At 68.0% G+C, this 6,204-nt stretch carries 6 protein-coding genes and 2 tRNA genes; 5 read left to right on the top strand and 3 right to left on the bottom strand.

Annotation, left to right across the window (positions count from 1 at the left end; genetic code table 11):
• Nucleotides 1–123: 123 nt before the first annotated feature.
• Nucleotides 124–1,278, bottom strand: a complete 1,155-nt coding sequence (locus tag AC4IJH_RS38555) for an acyltransferase family protein (RefSeq protein WP_490856646.1) — start codon at nt 1,276–1,278, stop codon at nt 124–126.
• Between the two features lie 609 nt (nt 1,279–1,887).
• Here AC4IJH_RS38555 and AC4IJH_RS38550 point away from each other — a divergent pair.
• The gene (locus tag AC4IJH_RS38550) at nt 1,888–2,082 is read left to right on the top strand and encodes a hypothetical protein (RefSeq protein ID WP_490856645.1); all 195 of its coding nucleotides are present in this window, start codon (nt 1,888–1,890) and stop codon (nt 2,080–2,082) included.
• Between the two features lie 87 nt (nt 2,083–2,169).
• On the opposite strand, the gene AC4IJH_RS38545 is transcribed toward AC4IJH_RS38550, so the two are convergent.
• On the bottom strand, nt 2,170–2,541 hold the full coding sequence (locus AC4IJH_RS38545; RefSeq protein ID WP_490856644.1) for an arsenate reductase family protein: 372 nt from the start codon (nt 2,539–2,541) through the stop codon (nt 2,170–2,172).
• A gap of 120 nt (nt 2,542–2,661) precedes the next feature.
• A tRNA-Gly gene (locus AC4IJH_RS38540) sits at nt 2,662–2,732 on the bottom strand.
• A gap of 147 nt (nt 2,733–2,879) precedes the next feature.
• Between AC4IJH_RS38540 and AC4IJH_RS38535 the strand changes: the two genes are divergently transcribed.
• The 4 genes from AC4IJH_RS38535 to AC4IJH_RS38520 all read left to right on the top strand — a co-directional run bounded on the left by AC4IJH_RS38535 (nt 2,880) and on the right by AC4IJH_RS38520 (nt 6,199).
• Nucleotides 2,880–2,956 (top strand) — tRNA-Pro (locus AC4IJH_RS38535).
• Nucleotides 2,957–3,159: 203 nt separating this feature from the next.
• Complete coding sequence (tig, locus tag AC4IJH_RS38530; protein ID WP_490856643.1) at nt 3,160–4,533, top strand: trigger factor; 1,374 nt, start codon at nt 3,160–3,162, stop codon at nt 4,531–4,533.
• A 331-nt stretch (nt 4,534–4,864) separates the two neighbouring features.
• Nucleotides 4,865–5,467: an ATP-dependent Clp protease proteolytic subunit gene (locus AC4IJH_RS38525; RefSeq protein WP_490856649.1), complete on the top strand. Its 603-nt coding sequence runs from the start codon at nt 4,865–4,867 to the stop codon at nt 5,465–5,467.
• A 66-nt stretch (nt 5,468–5,533) separates the two neighbouring features.
• Nucleotides 5,534–6,199, top strand: coding sequence for an ATP-dependent Clp protease proteolytic subunit (locus AC4IJH_RS38520; protein ID WP_490856648.1), 666 nt, complete (start codon nt 5,534–5,536; stop codon nt 6,197–6,199).
• The last annotated feature ends 5 nt before the right edge of the window (nt 6,200–6,204 follow it).

The raw sequence follows: 6,204 nt of genomic DNA, 5'->3' as shown, positions 1-6,204 counted from the left end.
CCCCCCCCCCCCGCCCCCCCCCCCCCCGCCCCCCCCCCCCCCCCCCCCCCCCCCCCCCCCCCCCCCCCCCCCCCCCCCCCCCCCCCCCACCGCCATGTCCACCTGCTCCTACGCGTTCACCCGCTACTTGCTCACCCGCGCCCGCGCCGCGTCGGCCGGGTCCTTGCGAAAGGCCCAGTCCAGCTTCGGCTCCATCACGAAGCGCAGCGCCCTGCGCACCGGCGGGGAGCACAGCACGGTCGCCACCGCCACCGCCAGCACGGTCACCGCGATCTGGCCCAGGGGGGTACGCACCCACGCGTAGGCGTCGTACCAGCCCCACCAGCGCGACAGCTTGATCAGGAAGCCGTGCAGCAGATAGCAGTACAGCGTCCCCGCGCCCAGCACCGTGAACCACATCCGGCGCCCGGGCACCCAGGCCAGGAAGCAGATCGTCAGCAGCGCCGAGCAGCCGAACAGCGCCAGCGTCATCACGGGCGCCATCCACATCGGCACGCCCAGAGCCTGTACGGAGTCGTTGTGGTAGAACCACGAGCTGTTCATCCGCGGCGCCGCCCAGTACGCGAACACCACCGCGCCCAGCACCACCGGCACCGCCGCGATCCGCACCGCCCGCCGCCGTACCAGCTGGAAGTGCTCGGGCTTGAGGTGCACCCCGATCACGAAGAACGGCAGGAACTGGAAGACCCGCATCATGTCGAAGTCGTCGCTGATGTTGGTCGAGGTGGCGGCGAGCGTCGCGATCACCAGCGCGACCGGTACCGGCCACCGCACCAGCTTCCAGATGGGGGTGGTCAGCCGCCAGATGAACAGCGCCACCAGGAACCAGTTCAGGTAGTAGGGCCTGGTGAGGCTGATCTGGGCGTGGCCGCCCTCCGCCCAGCGCTGGAAGTAGGCGTACGCCACCTCGAAGATCAGGTACGGCACGACCACACCCGTGATCAGCCGCTTCACCTTGGCCGGGCTGAAGTCGAAACCACGCGAGAAATAGCCGGAAATCAGGATGAATGCCGGCATATGGAACGTATAGACGGTCATGTAGAGCGCCATGGCAGCGCGACCGCCATGGGTCAGGGGTTCCCAGGAGTGCCCGAGGACCACCAGTACGATCGCCAGGTACTTCGCGTTGTCGAAGAACGCGGAACGCTCTTTTTCGGGCTTCTGCCGCGCGGGTGCCGGCGCCGGTGCCGACGTGTCCGTGGCCGCCGCCTCCCTGGCCGGAGGGAGCGGAGCTCGCTGATCGCCGTGCGGATGCCGGGCCGTGGCAGGTTGGAACATCTGACGCACCATAGTGGCGAATCCCGGTGTGCGTAAAACCCCTTCCGCTTATTCGGCTTTTCTCCGCGACCGGGCGGAGCGGGCCCACAAACGGCGAGGTATCGACAAAGAGACAGACCCCTCCTTTCGCCCCTCGATCACCCCTTACGGGAGTGTCCGCTATCTGCCCGATTCGCTCCCAGTAATCCGTTTGAAGTGGGTATACGCCCTGCGCGCGCATGGCGGGAATTGCCCCCCGATCTCCGCCGCTCCGCCGTCGTGATCTCCACCACACCCGCCGCTCCCCGCGGCGTCGTGGAACTCGAATTCACTATCGCGCTAAATGGACGGCGTGCGTCGCTTATGCCGCGGCCGGGCCGAAATGTTCCGGTCGAATCCCGCAATTACGGCACGTCGCGCCGCGGTCACCGTCCATGGCCGGGCCCGCCGGCCCCGTCCGTACGGGCAGGGGTCACAGGTGCACACGGGGCGGGCAAAGGGTTGGCCGATGATTCGTCACCCGCCTCCACTGGGCAGGGAGTTGGTGGCACGATGGGTGCCGAGCGGGGACGTGCGCGGCTGCACGCTCCCGGGGCCGGCGAGGCGTTCCGACCAAGGGTGTGATCAGTTGTGGCTCTTTCACTGTCTGTGGTGCTGCTGTTGGGGATCATCCTTGTCGTGTTGGTCCGCGGGAAGTCGATCAAAGCGGGGCCGATGCTCGTCGCGATCCTCTTCGGCTTCTTCCTCGCCTCCACGGGCATAGCCCCGTCGATAAACCGCTTCCTCAACTCCATCGCGGAGACGATCAACAACATCAGCTTCTGAGGCTTTCAGAGGCTGGTGAAGCCACTGACGCCGAGCGTCCGCTTTGCCGCAGCATCTTTCACGGACGGCCCACCCGCCACGGGCGGCTCACCGGCCGCCGCCCCGCGCCACCGCGTCCCGTACCGCTTCTTCGCTGCGCCCGACCACGGCCGTGCCGTCGTCGGCCGTGATGATGGGCCGCTGGATCAGCCGGGGGTGTGCGGCCAGCGCCGCGATCCAGCGCTCGCGCTCCGCCTCCGTGCGCTCCCAGTCCTTCAGGCCCAGCTCCTTGGCCTCGGCCTCCTGGGTGCGGGTGATGTCCCACGGCTCAAGCCCCAGGCGCTCCAGTACGTCCCTCAACTCCCCGGCGCCGGGCGGCTGTTCGAGATAGCGGCGGACCGTGTACGCCGCCCCCTCGGCGTCCAGCAGGCTCACCGCGGAGCGGCACTTGGAACAGGCGGGATTGATCCAGATCTCCATGCGCGCCACCCTAGCCAGCGCCCCTGCGGAAACCTGCGGGAAGAGGCCCCCGAAACGGCCCGGAAAAGTCCCGCGAAACGACGAAAACCCCAGGTCACCCTGGGGTTTTCGACTTGCGTGAGCGGGCGACGGGAATCGAACCCGCGTAGCCAGTTTGGAAGACTGGGGCTCTACCATTGAGCTACGCCCGCATGCGCCACAGGTCACGGCGACCGCGGCACGCAGTGCATCGTAGCGGGTCGCGGCCCTCTCGCGCACACCCCCGCCGCGCTCCCGCCCGCCCCGGCATAACCGGAAGCCGCACCGCCTGTGGGCATGTACCCTACGTCTCGCACCGACGGGGTGTGGCGCAGCTTGGTAGCGCGTCCGCTTTGGGAGCGGAAGGTCGTCGGTTCGAATCCGGCCACCCCGACCAGCAGCAGCATCCGGCGTTCTTTTTGCCGCGTTCCGCTGCTTCATCAGCAAGATCACATTGTGGGCCCCATCCTGCTTGCGGTTACTATGCAAGCTGCGTGCCCGTGTGTCTCTCTCCCGGGCGCGATCCACTGGACTCCTGGACCGCAGGAGCCGGTGGGTCTCAAGCAGAACCCCAGAAGTCAGCCCCAAGGAGACCGAACCGTGAAGAGCGCCGTGGAGACCCTGAACCCGACTCGGGTTCGGCTCACTGTCGAGGTGCCCTTCGAGGAGCTCAAGCCCAGCCTCGACGCGGCGTACAAGAAGATCAACCAGCAGGTCACGGTGAAGGGCTTCCGCCAGGGCAAGATCCCGGCCCGCGTCATCGACCAGCGGTTCGGTCGTGGCGCCGTGCTGGAGGAGGCCGTCAACGACGCGCTCCCGAAGTTCTACACCGAGGCCGTCAACGAGGGTGAGCTCAACGTCCTCGGGCAGCCCGACGTCGACATCACCGAGCTGAAGGACGGCGAGCTGCTGGCCTTCACCGCCGAGGTCGACATCCGCCCCGCCCTGGAGATCCCGGACTACTCCGGCATCGAGGTCGAGGTCGACGCCACCGAGGTGACCGACGAGGACGTCGAGAAGTCCGTCGAGCAGCTCCGTGAGCGCTTCGCCTCCACCTCCCCGGTCGAGCGCGCCGCCCAGGACGGCGACGTCGTGACGATCGACCTGGAGGCCAAGGTCGACGGCGAGGTCCTCGAGGACGGCGTCGCCAACGGCGTCAGCTACACCATCGGCTCCGGCGAGCTGCTCGACGGCATCGACGACGCCGTCAAGGGCCTCGAGGCCGGTGGCGAGGCCACCTTCACCTCCGAGCTCAAGGGCGGCTCCGCCGCGGGCAAGGAGGCCGAGGTCAAGGTCACCGTCACCGAGGTCAAGGCCCGTGAACTGCCCGAGCTGGACGACGAGTTCGCGCAGCTGGCCAGCGAGTTCGACACCCTCGACGAGCTCAAGGCCGACAGCCGCAAGCGCCTCGAGCAGATGAAGAAGTACGACCAGGCCACCCAGGCCCAGGAGAAGGTCCTGGACGAGCTGCTCAAGCTCGTCGAGGTCCCGATGCCGGAGAAGCTGCTCGCGGACGAGATCCAGACCCGCAAGCACAACCTGGAGCACCACCAGCTCGGCCAGATGGGCCTCGACCTCGCCAAGTACCTGGAGATCCAGGGCAAGACCGAGGAAGAGTTCGACGCCGAGACCAAGGAGCAGGCCGAGAAGGGCATCAAGACCCAGTTCATCCTGGACGAGCTGGTCAACAAGGAGAAGCTGAACGTCAGCCAGGAGGAGCTCACCGAGCACCTCATGCGCCGCGCGCAGTCCTCCGGCATGTCCCCCGACCAGTTCGCCCAGGCCGTCGTCGAGGGCGGTCAGGTGCCGATGCTCGTCGGTGAGGTCGCCCGCGGCAAGGCCCTCGCGGTCGTCGTCGAGGCCGCCACGGTCAAGGACACCAACGGCGAGGTCGTCGACCTGGACGACGAGGACGAGACGGCCGAGACCGTCGAGGCCTCCGAGGACAAGGCCGAGGAGAAGACCGAGGCCTGAGCCACGGTCCCTCGCGACCCGCGCGGCGCCCGCCCCTGAGGCGGCGCCCGCAGGCAGCTGAGCACGGGCCCGAACACGCACGTCCGCGTGTTCGGGCCCGTCGCTTTACCCCGGCCTTCCCGGCTCCGTGAGCCTGCGCTCACAGCGAACAGTTCTCGATGCGGGATGGCGCTCGCCCACCTGCGCGTTAGGGTCCGTAGATACGAGGGCAGGGGAGTCCCTGAAACCGCGCCCAACGCACCACTCGGCGCCGGTCCCCGCGCCCCAGAAGACGACGCTGAGACGGCCGCGAGCCGTCCGACAACGAGCAGGTGGACACGTGACGATCCCGATGCCTTCCGCCGCCGCTGAGCCTTCCTTCGGTGGCCTCGGCGACCAGGTCTACAACCGGCTGCTCGGCGAGCGGATCATCTTCCTCGGCCAGGCCGTCGACGACGACATCGCCAACAAGATCACCGCACAGCTGCTTCTCCTTGCCGCCGACCCGGACAAGGACATCTTCCTTTACATCAACTCCCCGGGCGGCTCGATCTCCGCGGGCATGGCGATCTACGACACCATGCAGTACATCAAGAACGACGTGGTCACCATCGCCATGGGCCTGGCGGCCTCGATGGGCCAGTTCCTGCTGAGCGCCGGCACCCCGGGCAAGCGCTTCGCGCTGCCGAACGCCGAGATCCTGATCCACCAGCCCTCCGCGGGCCTGGCCGGTTCGGCCTCGGACATCAAGATCCACGCCGAGCGGCTGCTGCACACCAAGAAGCGGATGGCGGAGCTCACCGCTCACCACACCGGCCAGACGGTCGAGCAGATCACCCGTGACTCCGACCGCGACCGCTGGTTCTCCGCCGACGAGGCCAAGGAGTACGGCCTCATCGACGACGTGATGACCTCCGCCGCCGGCGTTCCGGGCGGGGGCGGCACCGGGGCCTGAGCCCCGTACCACTCGCCCCAGCCGACCCCAGCCCACTTGATCGCCACCAGGACGGTGAACTCCCAGATGAACAACTTCCCCGGCAGCGGCGCCCCCAGCGCCGAGTACTCCGGTCCCCGGGCCGAGTCCCGTTACATCGTTCCGCGCTTCGTCGAGCGCACCTCGCAGGGCGTGCGCGAGTACGACCCGTACGCGAAGCTCTTCGAGGAGCGCGTGATCTTCCTCGGCGTGCAGATCGACGACGCCTCGGCCAACGACGTCATGGCGCAGCTGCTGTGCCTGGAGTCGATGGACCCGGACCGCGACATCTCGATCTACATCAACTCGCCCGGTGGCTCCTTCACGGCGCTCACCGCGATCTACGACACGATGCAGTTCGTCAAGCCCGACATCCAGACGGTCTGCATGGGCCAGGCGGCCTCCGCCGCCGCCGTGCTGCTCGCCGCCGGCACCCCCGGCAAGCGGATGGCGCTGCCCAACGCCCGCGTGCTGATCCACCAGCCCTACAGCGAGACCGGCCGCGGCCAGGTCTCCGACCTGGAGATCGCCGCCAACGAAATCCTGCGGATGCGTTCGCAGTTGGAGGAGATGCTCGCCAAGCACTCCACCACGCCGATCGAGAAGATCCGCGACGACATCGAGCGCGACAAGATTCTGACCGCCGAGGACGCGCTGGCGTACGGTCTTGTCGACCAGATCGTTTCGACGCGGAAGTCTTCCGTCTCTGTCTGATCGCG

This window comes from Streptomyces sp. UF-297, assembly GCF_058245575.1.
The sequence above is the reverse complement of the archived record's forward strand: the minus strand, read 5'-3'. Positions and strand labels throughout refer to the sequence as shown.

Coding starts and splice junctions, on each gene's coding strand:
- AC4IJH_RS38555 (WP_490856646.1), bottom strand. CDS start 1,278: ATGTTCCAACCTGCCACGGCCCGGCATCCGCACGGCGATCAGCGAGCT.
- AC4IJH_RS38545 (WP_490856644.1), bottom strand. CDS start 2,541: ATGGAGATCTGGATCAATCCCGCCTGTTCCAAGTGCCGCTCCGCGGTG.
- AC4IJH_RS38525 (WP_490856649.1), top strand. CDS start 4,865: ATGCCTTCCGCCGCCGCTGAGCCTTCCTTCGGTGGCCTCGGCGACCAG.
- AC4IJH_RS38520 (WP_490856648.1), top strand. CDS start 5,534: ATGAACAACTTCCCCGGCAGCGGCGCCCCCAGCGCCGAGTACTCCGGT.